This window comes from Pseudomonas sp. B13(2017) (assembly GCF_002113245.1).
GTDB classification, from domain to species: Bacteria; Pseudomonadota; Gammaproteobacteria; order Pseudomonadales; family Pseudomonadaceae; genus Aquipseudomonas; species Aquipseudomonas putida_Z.
In genome coordinates, this window is the sequence record NZ_NEJX01000009.1 from 60,774 (window position 1) to 83,432 (window position 22,659).

The following is a 22,659-nucleotide window of genomic DNA, read 5'->3' on the forward strand; positions in this document are numbered from 1 at the left end:
ATTGATTACCTTATTATGATTTGCCCGACTGGCATGTTGGTGGTGTCTAAAGATCCTGGGCTGGTAATTTTCCCTTTGACGATGGTGATTACGATAGCGCTAGGGTCTTGTTTCGTGATTCGGATGGCATTATCCCATTCGCGTTGTGACATTCCGTTGATTTTCCCTTTGTCCACTGTTTGAATGTATACGGTTCGGCCCTTGGCATCAGTGAATGTCATGTCTGTATATGAACCTCCCTTCCGACCTAATCCTCCAGGTAGAGGCTTTAAGTATGTCTCTCTAAGTTCAATGCCAGTCCCTGTCTGTCGTCCCCCTTGAGTATGCGACATAGGTGAGAGTTTATTGTCACGTAAGAACTGATCTCTAATTTGATCCATGTGACGTTTCGTTAGTGTATTCCCCCGGCGGCAAAGCCCCAGAGGGTCGATCCATGCGGCGGTGTTGGGGCCGTACTGGTAGAGGTTTATTCCACCTGCCAACCCTGCAGGATCCGGTGTGGTGAACCTTCCCACATCTGGATCATAAAATCTGAACGTGTTGTAGTGTAGCCCCGTCTCTCGGTCAAGGTACTGACCTTGGTATCGCAAATTCTGCTCGCGCTCTTGCTGTGGACTGCGCCATTCATCTCGTGTGGCTCCCCAACCGTGATAATCGATGCGCCACAATGTATGACCATCTTCATCCGTTAACTGTTCGGGCAACCCGGCCAAGTTGGAGTGGAAATGCCGTATTTCTTCTTCATTCAGATTCTCGTCTATACGTGCTAGTGGCTCATAGCTGTTAGGGCTCGCATAGATATAAAGGGTGGGCAGTGAGCTCTGTACTTCTTGTAGCAAGCGTAATCCCTGCCAGTGAAACAGCGTCCGGCATAATGGCTCAGCTTCGCCTGGCTTGTAGATCGCCTTGCTGACCCGTCGCCCCAGCGGGTCGTAGGAGAATACAATGCGTTCAACCTCACCATATCTCTCCTGCTCCAGGCACACCAGCCTATGTTCGGCGTCATACTCGAAGCGCTGCAACCGATGGCTACCGATTCGCTTCTCACTTAAGCGGCCAAAGCGGTCGTAGCGGTAGCGCTTGTCCTGATAGGCGAGGACACGGTTGTGCTCCAATAGTCCGTTGAGCTTTGGCCCGTCGAACATGTTTCCTGCCTTGTCGTACTTGAAATCCTCGACCTGTGTCGCCTGCCAGTTGAGACGTGCCTGTTGGACGGTTTGAAGTTGTTGGTTGGGATCGTAGCCATACCGATTGCTGCCTGTGTAGCTCCTACCCGTATGGGGTTGGTTGTGAAAGCGACCGATGACCTGTTCGAGGTGGGCATCTTCATCACTGGCAGCGCAGGACATGCCTTTGCGCTGGGTCTGAGTCAGCACTTCGGCGACAAGGTTGTCGCTGGCGTCATAACGATAGGTTTTGTCCAGTAATGGCAAAACTTCAGCGGGGGCATCGCGGTAGTGGATTGCCTTGCCACTCAAGCGCCCGCTTTTGTCATAACGGGTGCGCGTAATCAGGTTGCCTTGGGTGCGCATGACTTCGTCATGCTCGGCATCACGCTCAAAGTCACTAATGACCCGGCCGTCCAGATTGATCTGGTGCAGGTGCCCACTGCCGTAGTAGAGGTAATTGATATTGCGTTGATCGGGGAGGGTGAGCGTCTGCAGATTGCCCAACTCGTCGTAGAGATACTGCAACAGCCCGGCGCTGCTAGTTTCGCTCAACAGTTGCCCTGCGGGGTCGTAGGTGTATTCAAGCTGCTGTTCTTCACCCTGATTATTTGTGAAAGTGATGGACAACAGGTTGTCGGCGGTGTTGTAGCTGTAGTCGGTAATGCCATCCTCGGTGCGCTTGCTCAGCAGGCGGCCGACGGCATCACGTTCGAAGTCGTGGCGAATCGGCGTTGTTCGAGTTGCTGGGGCGTTCTCGGACAAAGGCGCTTGTTCATGGAGAGAGGGCACGTGGGTGAGGCTGGTGACCCCATCCAGCACGTCGTATTCATAAATGCGACCACTGCCATCCAGGTCTTCCTGCGCGATTAGGCGGTCCAGCTTGTCCCAACCAAAGCGATACGACTCATTATTCTCGTTGGTGAGCTGTAGCAGTCGGCCGTAGGCGTCATAGCGAAATCTTACGCTGTGACCCATGGCGTCCAGCCGTTCGACCATACGCCCGCTGCGGTCGTAGCGAAATTGCAGCTTCTTTTGCGCAGGATCGATGTAGCGCGTCAGCTGGCCGGCGGTATCAACTTCGTAGCGGTCGATACGACCATCGGGTCGTTCGCTTTCTATGAGATAGCCGCGAGCGTCATAGCGGAAGTGGGTCTGCTCTCCGCGGGCATTGATGCTTTCGCTCAGGCGGCCATGCAAGTCGTAGTGGTACAGCGTCTGGTTGTTGCTGCAGTCGCGATAGCTGAGCAACTGGCCACGGGTGTTCCAACCCAGGTGCTTGGTCTTTTCGAGGGCATCGGTGACGCGGGTAACACGACCTTCCGGGTTGTATTGATACTGTGTGCTCCGGCCCAGTGGGTCCTGCTCCCACAGCAAATTGCCATGAGCATCGTAGCCGCAGCGCCGGGTACGTCCTGCTCCGTCTGTGACCTGAACGGGCAAAGCCCAGTGGCGCAGATAGCTTATGCGTTCGCTTCGCCCAAGCGGGTCACGTGTCTCGATCAGACGCCCGATATCGTCATAGCTGTATTGCCACTCGCCGCCCTGTGGATCAGTTCGTTTGACCAACTGGCCGGCGACGATCTCTGCTTGCCAGCAGTTCCCAAGTGCATCGACGTGCTTGTAAACGTCGTACAGCGGGCCCCAGAAATAGCGGTCTATACGTCCCAGTCCGTCTGTTACGAGGGTTTCGCCTTCTTCGAGGTTGTACTCGAACTTGTACTCCTCCCCATCGCTACCCCAGTGGCGAACCACCCGCCATTCGTGGTCAGGTTGCGGTTCAAGTAACGGTGGCAGGCGATAGGGTGTGCCATTTGCTTTTACAGGCAAAGGGCGTTTTTCAGGGATGGTGTAGCGCTCCCACTCGTACTCGCGGACGGCGCCGCTGGCCAGTTGGTGACGCTTCAGATAGCCCTCTTCGGTATAACCGAAGTTACGCACCACCTGGCCCGTTGCATCCAGAACTTCTTGCAACTGGCCACTGTCGGTATAGCTGTAGCTGACCAGCAGCTCGTTCCGCTCGATAACGGGCTCACCGTTATTTGACAGGAAGAGCCGCGACACCTTGCATACGCGCCTTGTATGCGCAGCATCATAGTGAAGCTGGACAACCGTCTGGCCGTACTTGTCATAGAGTGCTTGAAGGCGACCTTGTTTGTCGTAAAGCACATCTACGTAATTGAGATTGCGGTCGCTCAGCCTGATGAGTCTTGAACGACTGGGCTCGTGCGGGTCGACATCAAAAACCTTGTAGCGCCCCTCATGAATGTCCTCGACAACTGTTTGGCCATCCTCCAACTGGAAGAACGCCAAGCCGTCCACAACACTGACAAAGGCATCGCCGGCGCGCAGGCGCCCGAGTTCCAGGCGATTGCCTTCTTCATCGACGTAAATCCACAACTCGCCGCCTTCAGGATGCGGGACGCGGACCAGTTCAACTTCATAGGGAACACTCCAGCCCTTTCCGAACAGGCCGCCGGTGCGTAAGTCTCTACTGTCGTAACTACGAGCCCATTGGATTCCCAGCAAGCCAGGTAAGTTGAAATCAACATCCTCCGGACCGTCCTGGAACTTGCTACCCGTGGCGACCGCAACGGGGTTGCCCAATTTACAACCTTTGATGCGCCCAAAACGTCGTGAAATGAGTATCCCCGCAATGATCCCGGTAAACATCGCAACCTTGCTCTTGCCATTGCGAATATCCCGAACCGTCGCCGTCCCGCCGCCAATGCGTACATTTGGCGATACCTTCTCATTCACATCGATCGTGGCGTCGCAGGTGGTCTTGTCACCCGATCGCGCTGCAGGCTGGCCGTTGATGAAGACCTTGTCCGACCCTTGCGCAATATGGTTTTCGGGCAAAGGCGGGTGGCGGCTGCATGAAATCTTGTCTTGCTCTTTGGATTCCGCGCCGGGGTCCTTTGGCGTGGTGACGGGCGGATTGAAGATGTCGCGTATCGCCATGCCCAGCCCCACCACCGGGAGCAGGTAGGGCACCGCCGCCATGGCCATGGAACCCACGTTCTCCAGAATCGAAGGCTCTGCTTGCTCTGCGTCGGCCGCTCCCCCTCCTGGCGGCCCTGTGATACCGGCTGCGCGAGCGGCGGGCTTGCTGTTGACGAACACGTTGTGTGACCCGCTTTCGATCTTTCCATAGGGGTCGGGTGCATCCACGCTGTTGCCAAGGCTGTCGCAAAAGCGGGAGATGGCATCGCCGACAGTCTGGTCTTCACCGACCGAAAGGGTGCTCATCGCACCGACCGCCACCCCCGCAACGGCGGCGATGGCGATGCCAGCTGCGCCCCCCGTCGCGACAGTACCGACAACGGCCAGGCTGATAGCGGCAGCCACGGCGGCGGTGGCTGCGGCATAAATGACGGCCTCTGCAACTGCACTGACCATTTCGGCGATCAGGGACGGATGCAGTATTTCATCGCCCATGCGGGCGGCGTGAACGATCTGCGCCATGGCTTGCAAACTCCAGAAGTTCTGAATGAGGTTGACCTGGGTGGTGAAGGGGTCAGGTGAATCGGAGCTCTTGTTTGATTGCGCGCCAGTGCTCGATGTCGTCGCTGCTCAAAGGGCTTGGCTTGCTGTAGTTGATCACCAGCAGCCGGTGCTGGCCTGGAATCATGCAGGCGGCCTGGAGCTGGAAATTGGGCTTGTCCCCCACCTTGAATTCAATGGCCATTTCGCGGGCTTCGACGGAGTGTTCACCGCCCCCCAAACGCGCGATCTTCGTGGGTGTGATGGTCATTGCCCCGGACTTTTTTCGCAGCATCCGCAGTTGGTCATCGATGGCTTGGTCCAGGGTCTTGTCATTGGCGACGGGGCTGCGCGCCATTACCAACGTGGTGTCTCGGGCACGAAAGCGCAGCATGTTGAGCGTGAGGTCTTCAGGTGCTTCCTCGCCTAGATTGAGGATCAGGTCGTGAGTCAGGTATTCCGTCATTGCGGGAGTCCTTTCAGGAGGTCTTTACGTACGGGCAAGTGCAAGCAGCTACTTGAAATGCCCATCCACATCGGCTTTCAGTGCACTGCTATCGCGTCCATCCGCTGCGGCACCTGCCGCTCCGCCCTCAGGGTTGAGGTCGAGCTTCGCTGCGGGCGTGTTGATCTGTCCGGTCTGTTGGCCGGTGAGGTTGAAGGTCTCGCAGGTGATATTGAGCGTGCCGTTGGCCTGCATCTCGATCAGTGTCTTGCCGCACTTGAGGCGCAGGGTGTTGCCTGCTTCGATCTCGTAGTCGCCGGCGATGAGGTCGTTTTTGCCGCCGCCGACTTTCAGGGTGTCGTTGGCTTTCACCACGCGCAGGCGATTGCGGCCGATGGCAACGGACTCGTCCTGGCCAATGCTCTGGGTCCTATCAACACCGACGGTGAGAGACTGGTTGTTGTTGACCTGAGTGTTCTGGTCCTTCTGGGCATGGATGAACACCTCTTCCTTGCCCAGTTCGTCCTCAAAGCGCAGCTCATTGAAACCATCCCCCTTGTGGGTCTGGCTCTTGATGGTCATGCGGGTCTTGTGGTCGGGCAGGTCGTAGGGCGGGAGCTGATCACCACAGTAGGTACGCCCGGTAATCATCGGCTGGTCGGGGTCACCGTTGACGTACTGGATGATCACGTCCTGGCCAATGCGCGGGATCGCCATCGCGCCCCAGCTGCCACCGGCCCAGCCTTGCGACACACGCACCCAGCAGGAGCTGAACTCGTTGTTCTGGCTTTCACGGTCCCAGGGAAAGCTGACCTTCACCCGGCCCCACTCATCGCAATAGATCTCTTCTCCCTTCGGGCCGACCACGGTAGCCATGTGCGGGCCATCAACGCATGGTTTTGATAGTGGGGCAGGGCGCCATTCGGTCCGGCCGGGGACCAGCGCGGCGGTCTGCTCGTAGTGCGTGCTTAAATCTGCGCCGGCGGCTTCTTCCTGCAGGCTGGTGAATTGTTTGCCTTTGTGGGTAACCGTGCTCACCCGCCAATGCGCGTTGAGGTCGTCACGTGGGTGACCTGTCAGGGTGAAGCTCAGGCCCGGTTGCAGGCGAACATCGTCACCCTCAACCTCGGCAATACGCACATCGTGGCGCAGCGCAGTGATGCGGTTTTCAGTGAACGGCTTGCCGACCGCATCGCGTTTGTAACGGCCTGGGTAATCGAAGAATTCGTACTCGTTGGACTGATGCTCCAGGAAGGGCCCGGCAGCTCTGTGTTCCTGGCGGTAGGCCGGGTTGGTAAAGGTGTAGTCGCGCTGAACCTGGCGAGCGGTGCGCACCTGTTCGCTGTAGCGCAAGCGGCGAAGGCACGGCATGGCTTGATCGCCACCGCCGGTGGCTTGGTACAGCACGCTGTCAGGGTCTACAGGCTCGTCGGCATCAAAGAAGCCCTCGTCGTCATCCTCGGCCTTGATGGTCCCATGGCTGATCAGCCCGAATGATTGCAGCCGATCGGTAATGATCAGCTTGTGCAGCTTTTCACTGTGCGCAAAGCGGTAGACGAAGCCTTCTTCGGCAGCCAGGCGGGCGATGAACGCCAGGTCCGTCTCACCGGCCTGAACGCAGAACTCGCGGACCTGATGGTCCATGCTGGCGCGCAGTTCGTACTGGTTGATGCCCTGGCGCTGGAGCATCAGCTCGAGAATTTGCGGGACGGTCTTTTGCTGGAAGATGCGCCAGTTCGAGCGCAGGTCGGCCCGGGCCAGCTGGGGCTCGACCAGCGCGTGATAGTAGGTGCGGTAGAAGCCGCTTTCAGCCTGGCTGAATCGGCTGACCAGGCCATGCACGTAACGCACCGGGCGTTCGCCGTCCCAGATGGTAAAAAGTACGGGCTTGTCGAGCAGGTGGCCGAAGTCGATATCGTTTTCGAAGCTGATGAGTTTCAGCTCCAACTCGAAGGGCATGCTGATCCCCTCTCGGAGTTCGAACGACACCACTTCGAATTCAGCTTTTCCAACCAGCGGCTGGAAGCTGTAACGCAAGTCAGATTGGGCAGGCATAAGCAGTCCTTGTCGCCGGCTGACATTTAAGAAAGTCCGGGCAGGCAGGCCTGCCCGGTTGCCGTGCCGCTATATCAAACCGCAGTCTCTTTGGGTTTGCGCCAGTCGTCCCCGCCTGCCGTGCTTGCGGTGATGTGCTCCCACTCAATGCCACGGTAAGCCATCGAGACTTTGAAGAATTGAGTGAAATCCTTGTTGTCCTCGTCTTGGACGTGCGGCATTTCAAGATCGATATCGACGATTACCGCGTCGGTAAGCTTCGTCGTGAAGAATCGCTCTTGAGTGCCCTCGACCGAGGTCCGGTACCAGCTGAGCTCGACGTTTGGCAGCATTTCTCCACTGGAGAGCGCGCCGTATAGCAGCGGTACCGCTTTGTTCAACGCGCACGTGAAGATCAGCGGTCCATGCACGCGTTGTCCTGCCGGCTGACCGCTCTGCGGATCCGTGGGCACGGTGATTCGATGATTGACTTGCTGCACCAGAATTTGGTCTTCGTGGCCTTCCTGGTAAATGTTGCCGACGGAGTCAGCGGTGAAGGCACCCTTAGTGATGTTGCCTTGGGTCTTCCCTTCGATCGTGATGTAAGCGGGTGTTGGCATGGCAGTTTCTCCTGCGTCCATGTGGATATAAACACGCGCACCCAGGGTGGCGTGGCCATCGGGAACGATGGGCTTGTCAACGAAGCAAACGCTTCGCTAATTCGTTGAAATCCGTGGCGACACGCGCCGATCTCTTACTGCTGCAAGATGCCGTTCAGCGACTCCAGCACCTCGGTTGTAATGAGGTGCAGCCGGTAGCTGTAGATGCCGTAGGCCACCGCCATGGCGAGGGCGGAAATGACCAACGGACTCCACCACGGCCATTGCCGGTTCATGCGGAAGTTGCTTGGGGCGACGTTGGTGTACGGATCGCAGACGGTCTCCGGCGTAGGGCCGCGCAGCTCGCGAATGATCCCGTGCAGTTGATGTATCAGTGCGTTGAGGGATTCTTCGCCCTTCGGCGCGATGGCGTACTTGCCCTTCAAACCAAGGCACAGCGCGAAGTACATGAACTCCAGCGCGTCCTGATAACGTTTGGGCTCCTGCATGAGGCGCGACAGTACGGTGAAGACTTTCTCTCCACCCCAGGTTTCGTCGTGGAAGATGCTGAGCAGGGGTTCCTGGCTCCAGCAGCTGGTTTTACCCCAAGGCCTGTCCATCACAGCTTCATCGATGAAAAGGCAAAGACCGTATGAGTACGCCAGCAACTGAGCGGGCTCGTAGCCGTGCTGGCGCATCTCTTCCCGCACGTTTTCGATCTGGTTGCGCACCTGCTGGTGCACCTCCTTGATGTTGGGCAAGGCATCCAGTGTGCGCAGGCGTATCACCAGGCCGAACAGTGGCGCGGCTGCATCCAGCATCAGGTTGTCGTAGCCGCCACGTAGCTGGAAGTCTGGGTCTGCCGGGTAGCCTTCATACACCGGCTCTGCCTTTGGCGTTCGCTCAGCGTCATCAGCCGATGTCGGTGCGGGTGAGTCGTTGGACAACGACGCCTCGAGCATCGCGTGCAGTTGCTCGCTTTCGACCTGTTCGGCATCAGTTGAGGGGCTGTTTTCTTGTTTCATTTCATTCACTCCTGATCGCCCAGAACTGCAGTTCCAGCCCCGGGAACTCCCCCGCGACGTGGATACCGAAGCCACTGGATGCCTCCATGCCCGCCCAGGCCGGGGTGCGACGGTCCAGCTCGAAGTAGGTGAAGCCTGCATGGAAGGGCAGATCCCGAGGAGCCACGGGCAGCGGCACCAGCGGAATACCTGGCAGCTGCAGCGGCACTACCTCGTTCAACGACTCCAGGGAGACGACCTTTGCCTTCTGCACGAACATCCGACGCAATGTCTGAGGCGGCATGTGGGCTCGCACTGCCAGAATGAAGTCGGCCTCGTCGATCAGGCGCCGATCCTCCAGCGTGGTTGTCAGCAAGCCGTACTCCAGCGTCTCCAGCGGCAGCGAAACGGCGCGGGGTTGCAGCACCGTGCTCAGTGCCCGGCGTAGCGTGTCCTCCAGCGGCTTGAAGGAGGTGCGCAGCGCGGTATGGTGATAGGCGGGGTATTCCTGTGGCAGCCGGCTCTCGTCGGTAAACGTCACGAACTCGCCACAGGCCTGGCTCATGCACAGGTACAACTGTTCGGGGTGGGTCTGCCCCTGTCTGGCCAGATGCTGGAAGCATGGCCACCAGCGGTTCATGGCCTGCAGCAGATTGAAGTCGCGAATGTCGGCGATGCCGGACTGCCCTGAGGCGCCAATACGGGCGGCGAGGTTGCGCGCACGTTCGCGCAGGGAGTTGGTGATTTCTTCCAGATACCGTTGCAGCGCGGGTACGGCGCGCACTGAGACGCTGGTGGGATAGAAGCCTTCATCCAGTTGCAGGCTGCCATCGGGGCGCCGTTCCAGAATGCGCGTCACGGCCAGGCGGGTGTAGGCGCTGCTGTCGTCGGCCTTGCGTTTGAGCTGCAGGTTGGGCACCGCCAGGTCAACCTGCACCAGGTCACCGTCGGCGCTGTGCGTGTCCTTGATTTCCAGGGCCTGGGCGCTGTAACGGAAGTTGGCGGGGTTATCGGGCCAGCTTACTTCACGGCCACCTTCGGTGCGCAGCGGCAGGCACAGGTAGATCTCGCTGTCCTTCGCGCCGTCGTCTTCGATTTCCAGCGGTGGCGGTGGTGGCAGGTCTGCAGGGATATCGAACACCGTGCCGTCCGGCATGATGCCCCGTGCACGGGTGATGGCGACCTTGCCCAGGCTCAGATACTCGTCGTTCAACTGCAGCTCGCTGAAGCCATAGAAAGCTGCATTCAGGCTGCCAAGACGTTGATGCAGGGCCGCTTCGGCGGCACGGGCGGCCTGCTGGAAATGCTGTGGTTTGACGAACAGGCCTTCCGGCCACAAGACAGGGTTACGTGAACTCATGAGCGCTCCATGTCAGCGTGAGTAAGCGAGAAGGGCAGGGTTACAGGCGCCATCAGTCTTCCTCCTTGAGCAGGAGCTGCGTGTCGTTGAGCAACACCGACAGGATGATCTGGTGCCCGCGGGGCGGAATGCGCAGCACCTGGCTCCAGGTGGCGTTTTCCTGGTTCCGGTAGTCGGCGATCACCGCGACGAAGCGCGTTTCGGGCTCGATGGGCGCAAAGGGGATGAACTTGAACTGGCCAGGGCGCAGCAGGTAATCGTCATCGCGTATGTAGGTGCTGCGCAGTGCCTCGGCAGGGTCCTTGTCCAGCAGTTCGTAAACGCTGTTGCGCAAGAGAGAGTCGTCGCGCAGTTGCAGGATCTTCACGGCCATGGGCGTAGCGACGGGCTCGGCGGCCACGGTGGTGGTGCGCGGCAAGGTCAGCACCACGGTAGGGTCGTCGTAGCTGCCCGGGGTACTTTCTTCCATGGGGGAGCGCGCCGGATCCTCGCCATCGTCAACTGGCGAATCGACGGGTGACATGGCCGGGAATTGTTCCTGCAGGTACTCGAACAGGGCCCCGACTTTTTCGGTCAGCACGTAGGGGTCGCCTGCACTCAGGCTGACCGCGTAAGGGCTGGGCTCCACAACCGGCCCGGGCTCGGGCGCCACCTCAAGGCTGTTCGGGTTGCCATTGAGCGTTGGGCTGGCGTTGATGCTGAACGCGACCTGGGTGGGGTGTTCCCCGGGCGGTCCGACGGGCAATGACGGGTCCATCACCACCTGGCCAATCTTGCTCAGGGACGTGCAACCCGAGAGCCCGATCAGCGCCGTCAGCAGGCCGGCCACGCATGTTGGACGCATCATGGGCGTTCTCCTGCAATCAGCCGTTCCAGTGGGCTCTGCTGCGCTGGCGCTGCCTCGGTGTCCAGTGCCGCCAAGGGGTCGTTGCCCATGCCCGGTTCGAATGCCGAGCAGATGTCCGCGACAGCCTGGGGGGCGGTTGCAGCGGCATGACAAGCCTCGGGTGGAACATCCAGCAACCAGTGATCAAGGGTTCTCTGTTCAGGGCTGAACAGGTCCTCCAGTGAGCGTGCATCGGCCTGCGCAAGCTGGGCCTGCAGCCGATAGGCGCCAATGCGCAACTGGTCACCCTCGAGCAGGCGCCTGGCGGTAAGCGACCCCAGGCTGTGGAGGCTGTCGTTCAGGTAGGTACGCTGACAGCGATCGATGACGCAGAAGCTGCCCTCGATCCAGCGGATCTCGCAATGGATCGGTGCAACGCTCTGCTCACGGTCGTTGATCTGCCAGGTGGCCTTCGCGCTGCCGATGGTGCCGCCTGTGCAATCGAACTGATGTCGGGCAGTGACGTTGTGTTGCAACTGATCCAGGTTGGTGATGCTCAAGGTCAAAGTGCTCATGAGCGCCCCCGGAACCGCACCACAGGGCTGCTCTGGCCGTGACGGTCATCGACGAAGCTGGTCCAGCCCAGGTAGGCACCCAGGCTACGGTGCAGGCAGAAGGGCGGCAGTGCGTTCTGCTTCAGGCGCAGCTCCAGGTCGTAGGCCAGGCCATCACGCAGCAGGAAGTCGATCAATGCCCGTAACCGGCCGAAGTTGATGCCGCTGGGCAGCAGGTCACGCAATTGCGCTGGGTCGAGTTCGCTGATCACGATGGTGAACTTGCTGCTGCGCGTTCGCGTGCGGCTGCCCACCATGAAAGTGCTGCCCAGTTCGCCGTTGCTGCGGCCAAGGCTGACCAGTTGCCTGGCGGCAGTGGGGACCGAGCGGGTTTCGAACTCGCGGATCTGTACCTGCTTCAAGTCGAAGCAGTGGGCGATGATGCCGGCGACCGTGCCCGGCGCACGGCTGCGGCTGGCAATGACGCCGGCGAAACTGAGCAGCCGGCTCCACGGCAGTGCCGTGTCCCCGCGCAACTGTCTGTCATTCAACCCGAGCAGGGCAAAGATGTACTGGGAGAACCCATCGGTAGCTCCCGGCTGAAAGCGGATGTAGTAGCGATATTTACGCCAGATGCGATGCAGCAGGCTGAGCAGGTAGTGGTTGAAGAAATCGAAGAACGCCGGCCGCACACCGATGCCCTGTGCATGCTCGTATGCCACCTGCTCCAGGTAATAGGTGGGCAACGGCGAGTCGGTGCCATGCAAACCCATGAAGGTGGTGCACACGCGATAGCGGTCAGCTTCCCCGGGCATGCGTTCGACCTTGTATACGTCGGAAACCGGGAAACTCAGCCGCGGGTCACTGGAAAGCCGCACCCTCAACCGGGTGGCCTGATCTGGCCAGCGTGGTTCCAGGTCATCCCCGTGCAAGCCGTGCAGGCGTTCCAGCAACTGGAAGAAGTTGTACTGGTGCGCCTCGGCGAACAGCTTGTCGGCTAGATCAGCGGTTGTTTGCCGGTCTGGATTGGCCATGTGTAGTGCTCGTTGTTGGTGGTGTTGATCACTTCCAGTTGGTGGAAGGAATTGATGCTGGCGTACAGGGCGAAGAAGTGCGCGAGCACGCAACCGAACAGGTACAGGTCGCCTTCGCAGAGGAATGCGCTTTGATCCAGCTTCAGCCGCGTGCGCAAGCCACGAATGGGCTGGCCCTTGATCAGCCAGTCCAGCGGCTCTGTTTGCACATCACGGATGCCATCGAGGCGTTTGCGGGTGATGCGTGTCTGCTGGATGTCGTGCAAGGCCGCGAAGTCGTAAGCGCGGATGACCGCTTTCAGCGGCTCGGCCGAGAGCAGCGACAGGTAGTTGAGCGACATGTTGGAGATCAGGGCCCACTGCAACTGGCCATCCAGCACCGGCCGGTAGGGGCGGGTGGGGGCGCGGATGTTGGTATAGGTGGCCAGGGGCGGCGTGATCTCGGTGAGCACGTTGATGTCATCGATACCCAACGCCAGCGGCAGGTCGCGGTTGGTGCAGGTCAGGTCGATGGACGCTGTTTCCAGTTCGCCGATGTAGGCGTTGGCATCGGCGCGCACGAAAGCGATGCGGTGGGTGACGCCATCACCGCGCAGGGAGTCCTCGAGTGTGTAGCGGTAGTACAGCGCCGTGCGCCCTTGCACATGCTCGATCTCATGGGCGAACGACTCGAAGGGGCGGAAGGTTCTCAGGTGCTCACCGGTACTTCCGTCAGTCGTGGTGCGGGTGCTGATGACCCGATCGACACTGAAGATTTCATAGGCGTGCCGCTCCTTGCCTCTGGGCACAAGCTCGACCTGGGCGGGCCGGTTGGACAGGTCGATGGGCTCGGCGCTGTGGCTGAGCAGGTTCACTGCCGGGGTGCAGAACAGGCTGAAGTCTGCTTTGCCGACACGCAGCGAATCCGGTAACTGTCGGGTGAAGTGAAACTCGAGGCCGACCCGCTGAGTCGCTTGATCAGGCCAGATTTTCTCCAGGCCGGTGACGCTGACGAAGTGGAAACGCTCGGGAAATACGAAGTACTCCTGCAGGATCCGGTAACCGTCAAAGACGTTCTGTGGGTAAGGCAGCAGCGCTTCGTCCGGGCTGAAGCCTGGGAACACGATGCTGCTGGCCGGCAGCCGGCGTACCCCACCATTGACTGTCACGCAGACATGCTTGAGGTATTGAGCGATCCACAGGTACAGCGTGCGGGCAGTTTGGGTGTCACCGCTCAGGTGAAAGTCGAGGCTGGCGCAGCCCAGGGTGTTCAGCGGCCGCTCGACCAAGGTTTGCAGGCCGATGCGAACCACCGAACTGTCGAGTGTCTGGGTTGCGTTCACCGCCTCGATCTCGAACGGGTGAATATCCACCGCCGTGCAGGTGCGGAATTCGCAGGGCACCCCATCCACGGGGCTGGAGAACAACCGCGAGCCTTTGGCGATGGGTTGCGACTGGCTGAGCGCTTGCTTGCGCGGCGTGAACTGGATGATCGTGGCGCTCGGCAGGGGCCGCAGGTAGTTGGGCCACAGCAACTGCAGCATGGGGTGCGTCAGCTCGGGCAGGTCGTCCTCCAGCTTGAGCCGCAGTTTGGCCGTGAGGAATGCAAAGGCTTCCATCAGGCGTTCGACATCCGGGTCGCTGCCACCCTTGCCGAGCAGGCGGGCAAGTTGTGGGTTGTCCTGGGCGAAGTCGTTCCCCAGTTCATGGAGGTAACGCAACTCTTCGCTGAATCGGTCCTTGAGTGACATAGGTCACCTCACTCGGGTGTGGCGGTTATGGCCATTGACCAGCAGCTCCAGTTGCAGCTGCTCCGTGTGGTTGTTGACCTGCACGTGGCAGTCCAGCCTGAAATGCAGTTCCAGCGGGGCATGGCAATCGGGGACGGCCTTGAGCGCGCGCACGTGCACACGCGGCTCAAAGCGCTGAATGGTGCGGCGGATGTCCGCGCTCACCTGTTTCAGCAGGTCGCCGCTGCTTGCGTCGTGCCCGTTGAAGTCACTCAGGCCCAGCTCAGGGCTGCTTTGCGAGCAACCCTGGCGAGCATTGAGCAGCGTTTCCAGGTGGCGCTTGATGGCGGCGAACTTATGGGTAGCGTTCTCTTGCCTGGAGGGCACCCGGCTTGCGAGTTGATCCGTCACCAAACGGTCGAAGAATCCACTCATTGGGTATCAAGCCGACCGACCAGGGAGATCTCGAAATTCGCCCCCATGTACTTGAAGTGCGGGCGCACGGCGAGCGAGACCTGATACCAGCCCGGGTCGCCGGCAACGTCCGACACCTCGACCCTTGCAGCACGCAATGGGCGACGGCTGCGCACATCGGCTGACGGGTTCTCCTGGTCGGCGACGTACTGCCTGATCCATTTGTTCAGTTCGGACTCAAGGTCCTTGCGCTCTTTCCAGCTACCGATCTGCTCGCGCTGCAGCACTTTGATGTAGTGGGCCAACCGGTTGACGATGAACAGGTAGGGCAGCTGGGTGCCGAGCTTGTAGTTGGTTTGCGCTTGCAGGCCTTCCGGGGTCTTGGGGAAGTTCTTCGGCTTCTGTACCGAGTTGGCCGAGAAGAACGCGGCGTTGTCGCTGTCCTTGCGCATGGTCAGGGCGATGAAGCCCTCTTCGGCCAGCTCGAACTCCTTGCGGTCGGAGATCAGGACTTCGGTCGGAATCTTGGCCTGCAGCTGACCCAGTGACTCGTACAGGTGCACCGGCAGGTCCTCGACGGCACCACCCGACTGCGGGCCGATGATGTTTGGGCACCAGCGGTAGCGGGCAAAGCTGTCATTGATGCAGCTGGCCAGCAGGAAGGCGGAGTTGCCCCACAGATAGTTGTCGTGCCGCCCGGCGATGTCCTCGTCGTAGGTGAAGCTCTGAACCGGGTTTTCTTGCGGGTGATAGGCAGAGCGGAGCATGAATCGCGGCCCGGTCAGCCCGGTATGACGGGCATCCTCGCTTTCGCGGAATGCACGCCATTTGGCATGCCTTGGGCCGGCGAAAATGTCCTTGATCTCCTTCAGATTGGGCAGCTCTTCAAAGCTGCTCAGGTTGAAGAACTCAGGAGAGGGCGCCGCGAGAAAAGGTGCGTGTGCCATGGCACCGACCGAGGCCATGTAACTCAGCAGCTTTATATCGGGAGAAGAGGGGCCGAAGCTGTAGTTGCCAACCATCGCTGCAACGGGTTCACCACCAAATTGGCCATAACCTGCGGTGTAAACATGCTTGTAGATGCCGCTGCAAGTGATATCGGCGGCATTATCGAAGTCATCGAGCAGGTCATCTTTGCTGACATGCAAGACTTCAAGCTTGATGTTCTCGCGGAAGTCGGTTCGGTCGACCAAAAGTTTGAGGCTGCGCCACGCGGATTCAAGTTGCTGGAACTCGGGCTGATGCAGGATGGCATCCATCTGCCTGCTGAGCACCCGATCCAGTTCAGCGATCATCTGGTCGACGCGATGTTTGTTGATGAGTTGATCAGGGTCATGGCTTTTAAGGATTTCGGCGATAAAAGCAGATACACCCTGGCGAGCGACTTGATAGCCCTCTTGAGTAGGCACCAACTTGGTTTCTGCCATGATCTGGTCGAGCAGGGTGGCGTTGCTCAGTGTTTCGGTTGTTGTTTCAACCGCGACGGTCGTGCTGTTTTGCTTTGGCATGGGGACGCTCCGTTGTCTCAGTCTTCTTTTGGCGCCTCGAGCACCAGGTCAAGTTCTTCTGCCAGTTGTTTGCGTGCCTGTTCGTTGTTCAGCAGGTGCTGCAGTTGCTTGCGGAACGTGGGCACGTTGCCCAGTGGGCCTTTCAGTGCGACCAATGCCTCGCGAAGCTCCAGCAGCTTGTTCAGCTCCGGTACCTGGCGGGCGATGCTGTCTGGCCCGAAATCGTTGATGGACTTGAACTGCAGGTTGACCGCCAGCTCTGCGTCGGGGGCAGTGCTGAGCATGGATGGCACGGACATGGCGAGGCTGACATCGGCGTCGTTCAACACATTGTTGAAACTGTGTTTGTCGATTCGCATGATCGAACGGTCTTCCAGCGCGCGGGCATCATCCAGGCCGAAATCGCCTAGTACCAACATCTTGTGCGGCAGCTCTACCTCGGCTTGTTCGCCGTCGGTGGCCGGTACGTACTTGATGTTTATGCGTTCTTTGGGTGCAACGGAGCCTGAGCGTTTACTCATGAGTTTCAGCCTTCGTGAAGTTTGAATATATGTAGGAAGCGTCCTACAAAGTTATGTTTAAATTTAAACGTAATTGGCTTCTCGCTATGTGCGTGTAAAAAAACCATGCACCGAAAAAATATTGTGCGTCGAGCGTGAAAGTGTAAGGAAATATTTGGTTGTGAATATTGTTTTGTCTGTACTAGCCTTTGTTTCGTTTCGATGCTCCACTATCCAGTAATTGTATTTGATGACTACTGTTGAAGCGTGACTGGCCAGTCGGGTAGCGCTGTTGCCGTATTTGATGAGTGAGTGAAACCAATGATTGTCCGCTATGCATATGGCGTTGGGCTTTCGATGTTGCTCTCCCAGGCGCCAAGTTTGGCAAGCCAGGCCAGCGACTGCCCGCAGATCGTTTCCAACGTCGAGCGTCTGGCTTGTTTCGACCAGGCCGCTGGCACCCCGGCGCATGTGACGAAACTGCAATGGTCCGCGCCAGAGCAGGATTCGCCCACGCTGCGTCGTGTGATGACCCATGAAGCGGGGCGGTCGCCGGAGGAGCTGACGTTTCGCCTCGAAAAAGGGGATGACGGGCTGATGATCTCGGCGCCCGCAATCGCTTCGGTCGCACCGTACCCCTACCTGGTGATCAGTTGTGTGCAGAACATTTCCAGGTTGCAACTGGTTACCGCACAACCCATCGATGCCGGCCGGGTGATGGTGCGATTGCAGGGGGAGCGTGGCTCCACTCTCGCTACCCCCTGGCAGGTGACGGAGAACGGCCAGGTGCTTGACGCTGGCAGGGGCTTGCCGGGCATCGAGCAGATCAAGCCACTGATCGGGGCCCATCGCATTCAGGTCGAGAGCGACCACCCAGCCGTTGATGGGCTGGTTTTCGACGCTCAGGGGCTGGACCCACTCATCGATGAGGCGCGCAAGGCATGTCGCTGGTAGCAGAGGTCACCGCACAGGAAATTGCCCGGTTGCTTGCCCCCATCGACGCGCAGAACCCTGCCGGCCTGTTCGACGTGGAGAACGAAACCTACCAGGCCATCGACCAGGAAATGGTCAAGCTGGGTGGGTTGCAGGAGCCTTCCATCGACTGGGCGTACATCGAAGAAGCGTCCCGCCAGTACCTGGGCCAGGAGTGCAAGCATCTGCGCATCGTCGCCCACCTGGGTGTCGCTTGGCTGCGCAGCCAATGCTGGGAGCGCTGGGGTTTTACCCTCGCACTGCTGGCCGGCATGGTCGAAGCCTATTGGGAAAGCGCATACCCGAAACCGGGCCCCAAAGGGTTCCTCGGCAAGCGCAAGCTGGTTGGCCTGATGCTCAACCGTTTGCTCGTGGCGTTGCCGCGCCTGGACCGCTTCACGTTCAGCCCCGCGCACGCCGCGGCGGCTCAGGGCGCGCTGCAACGCCTGCAACAGCAGCGGGAAGCAGCGCAGCTCGATGAAGCGGCCCTTGGCGAACTGGAGCGCCTGCTACGCAAGCACACGGAACTTTCAAACGGCCTTGCCGAGCCCACCACGGACAAGCCCCCTGCCAAGGGCATCAAGGCTGCGCCCCTGGCCGAGGTCATCGCCACGCCAATGCCCCGTGTGTCGTTGGGCAACGAGCGGGAATCACGAAGGGCCATGCTGACCATGGCCGAGCTGATCAACCAACAGGACCCTTACGATCCTGCTGGCTACCAATTGCGTCGGTTCGGCTTGTGGGCGCACATCCAGACGCAGCCTCAAACCAGGCAGGGCAACCGCACGGAACTGATGGCGGTGCCGCAGGACATTGCCGGGGACTATGAAGATGCCATTGCCGCTACTGCAATCGACGCGGCCCTGCTGCAGCGGATCGAAAAGAGCGTGACGGCTTGCCCCTACTGGTTTCGCGGCAGCTTTCTGGCAGCGAGCGCTGCCACGCGGCTGGCGATGGGCGAGGTGGCTGAGGCCATTCGCGCTGCGACCGCGCGCTTCGTGCAGCGCATGCCCGCGCTGCAGCAGTTGTGCTTCAGCGACGGCAAGGTATTTGTCGATGACCAATGTCTTGCGTGGCTCAGGGGCGCACAAGGGCAATCCGATTCGGACGGGGCCTCTCAGGAATTCGCCACGTTGCGAGAGGAGCTGGCCTGCCAACTGGAAACCAGCGGCGTGGAAGCGGTGTTGCTCAGGCTGCAGGGCATGCAGGCGGACTTCCGCAGCCTGCGTGAGCGTTGCCATACCACGGTGATCGCCGCTGACCTGCTGGCTGCTCGGGGCGTGTCCTGGTTGGCCCAGGACTTGTGCGCAGGCGTTGCCCGAACGATGCAGGAAACCACCGCCAGCGCCTGGGAGCCTGAGGTGTTTCAACGCCTTCAGCAGTACGCGTGCACGGTCCATCACGGGCTGATTGGAACAAGGAACGGGAGTCAGGATGAATCAAATGTGGAAGCATCTTAAACGTTGGGGCTTGCCCCTGCTGGCCCGCATCGGCCTGGCCATGCCGCTGCTGCTCGGGCTGGGTGCTGCATTGATGCTGGTTGCAATCTGGTGGCTCGGCCCGCAATGGGTCTGGCGCGAGCAGCAGCCGCTGGCTAGCGTGGCGCATCGTGGCTTGGCCAGCCTGGCGCTTGTATTGGTTCCGCTACTCTGCTGGCTTGTGGTGCTGCGCAGGCGTTTTCGCCGTTTGCAGGCCGAACGCAAGCAGGCGGTGGACGCTGAACTGGACAACGTGTTGCCTTTCGTCCAGGCACAGGAAAAAGCCTTGGACCAAGGGCTGGCACGCTATCTGGACAATGCGGGTGGCAGGCGTGCCTTGTACCGGCTGCCGTGGTATCTGGTGGTGGGCGACCAACAGGCCGGCAAGACCAGCTTTATCGACCGTACCGAACAGAGTTTTTCCCTGACCCGCATCGACAAGGCACAAGCGCGAGGCAGGCAAGCGCAAGTGCTGGCTTATCCGATAGGCTGGTGGGTCAGCAACGATGCGGTGATCATCGACCCGCCGGGCGCTTTCGTCCGTCAGGAATCGTTGGCAGGCTCATCAGCCGAGGAGTCGGACACGTCGAAAGCACCACCCGCCACGTCGGCCAGGTTGTGGGAACACATGCTGGGCTGGCTGGTGCGTAACCGAAGCCAGAGAGCACTAAACGGCTTGCTGTTGGTCGTTGACCTGCCTGCGCTATTGCATGGCACGCCTGAGCAACGTGTCGCCTTGGCGCATGTGCTACGCACGCGGCTGTATGAAGTGAGCAGTCAGTCGGGCTCGCGCTTGCCGCTGTATGTGGTACTGGCCAAATTCGATCTGCTGGACGGTTTCGACCAGCTTTACGCTGGGCTTCCCGCCGCCATGCGGGAAAACATGCTGGGCTTCACCTTCAAGCTGGATGCGGTCGGCACGTTCGATGCCTGGCTGGATGAATATGGCGATCATTACGATCGGTTGATCAGGCAATTGTTTGAACAGGTAGTGGACCGGCTCGATGTATTGGGCGGTGCGCCATTGCGAATTCGCTTGTTCTCGTTGCATGCCCAGTTGATCGGGCTGCGTCCGATACTGTTGGCCTTCCTGAAAGAAACCCTCGCAAGTGACCGCTTCACCACGCCTGCCTTGGTACGTGGCGTGTACTGGTCTTCGGTCTTGCAGCAGGGCGACATGCTCAACGCGTTCGTGCGTGAGGCGGCACAGCCGTACAAGACCGAGTTTCCGCTGCGTGAAGGCAAGGCGCAGGGGCAGGCGCTGGTCTACTTCATTCAGCACGCCTTCCGGCGCGTCATCTACCAGGAGGCCGGCCTTGCCGGGGACAACATCAAGGTAGCGCGCAGCAAACGTCGGTTGCTCTGGGTGGGTTCTGCAGTAGGCGTGCTGGCCTTCAGTGTCGCCATCGCCAGCTGGCAACGCTACTTTGACATCAATGGCGCCAAGGCCGCCAATGTGCTCGCCAAGAGCAGAGAGTACAGTCATCACGAAGTGGACCAGCGTCTGGACCCCACCGGGCGCAACCTGCTGGAACCGCTGGACCAGATACGCGATGCCGTGTCGGTGTTTGGCAACTATCGTGCCGCGTGGCCGGGTGTTTCCGACCTTGGCTTGTATCAGGGGCGCGCCATTGGCCCACGCGTCGACGAGGCCTACCTGAGCTTGCTGTCCAGGCGCTTCCTGCCAGCCTTGGCCAGCGGTGTGATCGATGCCATGGACGCCGCGCCGCCGGGCAGCGAACAGCAGATGGCTGCTCTTCGGGTTTATCGAATGCTGGAGGACCGCCAGAGCCGCCGCCCGGAATGGGTCGAGGACTGGATGGCCCGCCAGTGGCAACTGAAGTTCCCCGGGCAGGGGCAATTGCAACGCGACCTCATGCGGCACCTGAAGTATGCCTTGGCCTATGCCGATACCGAACTTCCGCAGTACAGCCAGCGTATGGCACAGGTGCAGCAGGTGCTGCGCAAGGTACCACTGCCAGAGCGGGTCTACGCGAGCCTGAAACAGCAGGCTGGCGAGCAGTTGAATGCCGGTCTGGACCTGCGTCATCAGGTGGGGCCAGCGTTCGATGTGGTGTATCAGTCCTCACCCGGCTTCAGGCAGGGGGAGGGTGTCCTGATAGCGCCAATGCTCACCGCCAAGGGCTTCAAAGAGTACTTCGAGCCACGTAGCCAGCGGTTTGCAGAGATGGCGATGATCGACCAGTGGGCACTGGGCGAGCGCGACCAGCTCGATTACTCGAATGCCGACCGGGAGGCGTTGGGCGAGCGGCTACGTAACCTGTACAGCGCCGACTTCATTGACAGTTGGCGCCGTGCCTTGAACGCCTTCTCGGTGGCCGACTTCCGCGACCTGGATCATGGTGTCGCGATCCTGCAGCAGTTGACCGGGCCAGCAGCGCCCCTGCATCGGTTGTTGGACACAGTGAGGGACAACACTTCGCTTTCATCAGCCGTTGTCGCTGAGGCAGCCGGGGAGGTCGAAGCGTTGCAGCCGACAAGTGGCAGGCCTGATCAACAACAGGCCTGGGCCATTCAGCGGGCCTTTGCCGGGCTGAGTGCCATGCTGCAGGCAACCGGTGAGAAACCCAGCTACTACGACGAGACTCTTGCTGCCATCGCAGCCGTGCACGACTACGCCAAGGCGGTGCAGGACAGCCCCGACCGAGGCAAGGCCGCGCTGCAGGCCGTGCATCAGCGATTCTCGATGACAGGGCAAGACCCCATCGGCACCCTGCAGCGGGTGGCCACCGGCTTACCGGAACCGATCAACCACCAGGTCAGAAAAATGGCCGATCAAACAGCACAAGTGCTGAATGTCGAAGCCCTGCGCGAGTTGGAACGACGCTGGGACGCCGAGGTGTACAGCTTCTTCCAGCAGCGCCTGGCAGGGCGCTACCCCTTCGTCGTGAAAGCTCCCGACGCTTCGCTGGACGACTTTGAAGCCTTCTTCGGGCCGAAGGGTCGGCTGCAGCAGTTCCATGATCAATACCTGAAGGTCTTCCTGAGGGATAACCTCGAAGCCCTGCAGGCCGGCCAGCAGGGGCAGTCGCTGATCCGCAGTGATGTGCTCGAACAGCTGGAGCGGGCAGATCGTATCCGTGAGACCTTCTTCGATCAGCGCGGCAACCTCAGTGTGCAGTTCAGCATCGAGCCGTTGGGCCTGAGTGCCAACCAGCGTACAAGCTTGCTGGACCTGGACGGTCAATTGATTCCCTACACCCATGGCCCGAGCCAGATCACCGGTATCGTCTGGCCCAATACCTTGGGGCAGCAGGTGCGCAGTAACCTGACCTTGCTCCGGCAGAACGGGAACAGCAGCAGCCTTGAGTACCGTGGCCCCTGGTCGATGTTCCGCTTGCTCAGCCGTGGCTCGCTCAATGGGCGCACGGCGACCAGCGTGGACCTGAGCTTCAGGACCGGCGATGGCGTGATGCGCTACAGGCTTAACGCGCAGAAAGCCTTCAACCCTATAACGCAGGAGCCTTTCAAAGGTTTCCAGTTACCACGAGGGTTGTTGCAGAAGTCGCCCAAGTTGGGGCCGACCACGCAGGCCGGCTTGTGAGGGTT

Annotated in this window: 16 protein-coding genes; 3 read left to right on the top strand and 13 right to left on the bottom strand. The window is 59.9% G+C overall.

Annotated features, from left to right (window positions below):
* Nucleotides 1-5 precede the first annotated feature (5 nt).
* The 13 genes from CAG44_RS13835 to tssB form a co-directional block, all read right to left on the bottom strand.
* Nucleotides 6-4,634: an RHS repeat-associated core domain-containing protein gene (locus CAG44_RS13835; protein WP_256575249.1), complete on the bottom strand. Its 4,629-nt coding sequence runs from the start codon at nt 4,632-4,634 to the stop codon at nt 6-8.
* A 52-nt stretch (nt 4,635-4,686) separates the two neighbouring features.
* On the bottom strand, nt 4,687-5,118 hold the full coding sequence (locus CAG44_RS13840) for a DcrB-related protein (RefSeq protein ID WP_047933403.1): 432 nt from the start codon (nt 5,116-5,118) through the stop codon (nt 4,687-4,689).
* Between the two features lie 48 nt (nt 5,119-5,166).
* Nucleotides 5,167-7,152: a type VI secretion system Vgr family protein gene (locus CAG44_RS13845; RefSeq protein ID WP_085692331.1), complete on the bottom strand. Its 1,986-nt coding sequence runs from the start codon at nt 7,150-7,152 to the stop codon at nt 5,167-5,169.
* A gap of 74 nt (nt 7,153-7,226) precedes the next feature.
* Complete coding sequence (locus CAG44_RS13850; protein ID WP_085692332.1) at nt 7,227-7,751, bottom strand: Hcp family type VI secretion system effector; 525 nt, start codon at nt 7,749-7,751, stop codon at nt 7,227-7,229.
* Between the two features lie 134 nt (nt 7,752-7,885).
* Complete coding sequence (icmH, locus tag CAG44_RS13855; RefSeq protein WP_085692333.1) at nt 7,886-8,755, bottom strand: type IVB secretion system protein IcmH/DotU; 870 nt, start codon at nt 8,753-8,755, stop codon at nt 7,886-7,888.
* Nucleotide 8,756: 1 nt separating this feature from the next.
* Complete coding sequence (gene tssK, locus CAG44_RS13860; protein WP_085590447.1) at nt 8,757-10,094, bottom strand: type VI secretion system baseplate subunit TssK; 1,338 nt, start codon at nt 10,092-10,094, stop codon at nt 8,757-8,759.
* Between the two features lie 52 nt (nt 10,095-10,146).
* Nucleotides 10,147-10,941: a type VI secretion system lipoprotein TssJ gene (tssJ, locus tag CAG44_RS13865; RefSeq protein ID WP_085590449.1), complete on the bottom strand. Its 795-nt coding sequence runs from the start codon at nt 10,939-10,941 to the stop codon at nt 10,147-10,149.
* Nucleotides 10,938-11,495 carry an FHA domain-containing protein gene (locus CAG44_RS13870; RefSeq protein ID WP_085692334.1) on the bottom strand — a complete coding sequence of 186 codons (558 nt, stop codon included), beginning with the start codon at nt 11,493-11,495 and terminating at the stop codon, nt 10,938-10,940. Before CAG44_RS13870 ends, tssJ begins: the two co-directional genes overlap by 4 nt.
* Nucleotides 11,492-12,508 carry a type VI secretion system baseplate subunit TssG gene (gene tssG, locus CAG44_RS13875; protein WP_085692335.1) on the bottom strand — a complete coding sequence of 339 codons (1,017 nt, stop codon included), beginning with the start codon at nt 12,506-12,508 and terminating at the stop codon, nt 11,492-11,494. The genes CAG44_RS13870 and tssG overlap by 4 nt, the downstream gene beginning before the upstream one ends.
* Nucleotides 12,472-14,238 (bottom strand): type VI secretion system baseplate subunit TssF, encoded by a 1,767-nt coding sequence (gene tssF, locus CAG44_RS13880; protein ID WP_085692336.1) that lies wholly within the window; start codon nt 14,236-14,238, stop codon nt 12,472-12,474. Before tssF ends, tssG begins: the two co-directional genes overlap by 37 nt.
* A 3-nt stretch (nt 14,239-14,241) precedes the next feature.
* On the bottom strand, nt 14,242-14,652 hold the full coding sequence (gene tssE / locus CAG44_RS13885; RefSeq protein ID WP_085590457.1) for a type VI secretion system baseplate subunit TssE: 411 nt from the start codon (nt 14,650-14,652) through the stop codon (nt 14,242-14,244).
* Nucleotides 14,649-16,139 carry a type VI secretion system contractile sheath large subunit gene (gene tssC / locus CAG44_RS13890; protein ID WP_085692337.1) on the bottom strand — a complete coding sequence of 497 codons (1,491 nt, stop codon included), beginning with the start codon at nt 16,137-16,139 and terminating at the stop codon, nt 14,649-14,651. Before tssC ends, tssE begins: the two co-directional genes overlap by 4 nt.
* A 17-nt stretch (nt 16,140-16,156) precedes the next feature.
* Nucleotides 16,157-16,660, bottom strand: a complete 504-nt coding sequence (gene tssB, locus CAG44_RS13895) for a type VI secretion system contractile sheath small subunit (protein ID WP_085590459.1) — start codon at nt 16,658-16,660, stop codon at nt 16,157-16,159.
* A gap of 360 nt (nt 16,661-17,020) precedes the next feature.
* Here tssB and vasI point away from each other — a divergent pair, with 360 nt between their 5' ends.
* The 3 genes from vasI to tssM are packed head-to-tail and all read left to right on the top strand — an operon-like array spanning nt 17,021 to nt 22,654.
* Complete coding sequence (gene vasI, locus CAG44_RS13900; protein ID WP_256575250.1) at nt 17,021-17,593, top strand: type VI secretion system-associated protein VasI; 573 nt, start codon at nt 17,021-17,023, stop codon at nt 17,591-17,593.
* Entirely contained in the window at nt 17,581-19,071 is a 1,491-nt protein-coding gene (gene tssA, locus CAG44_RS13905) for a type VI secretion system protein TssA (RefSeq protein WP_085692338.1), read from the top strand. The genes vasI and tssA overlap by 13 nt, the downstream gene beginning before the upstream one ends.
* Complete coding sequence (gene tssM / locus CAG44_RS13910; RefSeq protein WP_085692339.1) at nt 19,046-22,654, top strand: type VI secretion system membrane subunit TssM; 3,609 nt, start codon at nt 19,046-19,048, stop codon at nt 22,652-22,654. Before tssA ends, tssM begins: the two co-directional genes overlap by 26 nt.
* Nucleotides 22,655-22,659: the final 5 nt, after the last annotated feature.